Source organism: Kitasatospora sp. NPDC018619, from assembly GCF_044391605.1.
In the GTDB taxonomy this organism is placed as follows: Bacteria; Actinomycetota; Actinomycetes; order Streptomycetales; family Streptomycetaceae; genus Kitasatospora.
Genome location: NZ_JBISAI010000034.1, coordinates 1 through 1,261 on the forward strand (window position 1 = coordinate 1; position 1,261 = coordinate 1,261).

Here is a 1,261-nt window from a genome sequence, read left to right on the forward strand (position 1 = left end):
GCCCGGTTACATTCCGAACCCGGAAGCTAAGCCTTACAGCGCCGATGGTACTGCAGGGGGGACCCTGTGGGAGAGTAGGACGCCGCCGAACAATTATTCAAGGCCGCGGCCCCAGCGATTCGCTGGGGCCGCGGCCTTTTTGTGTTTTGCGAACGTGAAGAAGGCCGGCAGAAGCGGGACTTCCGCCCAGACGCGGACGGTCCCGGCATGCCGGACAATGGAGAAGGTACGCAGGCCAGCAGGCCGGCGTCGAAACCGCGTGGCGGTGGCGGAGTTGCGTGCTCCGCCCGCGGTGGAGCTGAAGCAGCAGAAGGAGTCACCACGATGTCGAACCAGCCCCAGGACCGTCCCGAGCGTCGATCGGACGACGGCCGAGGCTACGAGCCCCGGTCCCGCGGAGGCTGGTCCAACGACCGTGGCGGCGACCGCGGCGGCTACCGTCGCGATGACCGCCCGTCGGGTGGTTACCGTCGTGACGAGCGTGACGACCGTCCGCGTCGTGACGACCGTCCCTCGGGCGGCTACGGCCGTGACCGCGACGACCGCGGTGGCGACCGTGGCGAGCGTGGCGGGTCCCGTCGTGACGACCGCCCGGCCGGCGGCGGCTTCCGTCGCGATGACCGGCCGTCCGGTGGTTTCAACCGTGACCGCGGCGACCGTCCCTCGGGCGGCTACGGCCGTGACCGCGACGACCGCGGCGGCGAGCGTGGTGGGTTCCGCCGTGACGACCGCCCGGCCGGCGGCGGCTTCCGCCGCGACGACCGCCCGTCGGGTGGTTACCGTCGTGACGACCGTCCCTCGGGCGGCTATGGCCGTGACCGTGACGACCGCGGCGGCGACCGTGGCGAGCGTGGCGGGTTCCGTCGCGACGACCGCCCGGCCGGCGGCGGCTTCCGTCGCGATGACCGGCCGTCCGGTGGTTTCAACCGTGACCGCGGCGACCGTCCCTCGGGCGGCTACGGCCGTGACCGTGACGACCGCGGTGGCGAGCGTGGCGGGTTCCGCCGTGACGACCGTCCGGCCGGCGGCGGCTTCCGTCGCGATGACCGCCCGTCGGGCGGCTTCAACCGCGACCGTGACGACCGCGGCGGCGACCGCGGCGAGCGTGGCGGGTTCCGTCGTGACGACCGCCCGTCGGGTGGCTCCCGTCGTGATGACCGGCCGAGCGGTGGTTTCAACCGTGACCGCGGCGACCGTCCCTCGGGCGGCTACGGCCGTGACCGTGACGACCGCGGTGGCGAGCGTGGCGGGTTCCGCCGTG

Annotated in this window: 1 rRNA gene and 1 pseudogene; both read left to right on the plus strand. The window is 73.4% G+C overall.

Annotated elements, in window-relative coordinates:
- A 5S ribosomal RNA gene (rrf, locus tag ACH5AR_RS32515) occupies positions 1-91 on the plus strand; the annotation flags it as partial.
- A 233-nt stretch (positions 92-324) separates the two neighbouring features.
- Positions 325-1,261: pseudogene (locus ACH5AR_RS32520) on the plus strand (hypothetical protein); the annotation flags it as partial.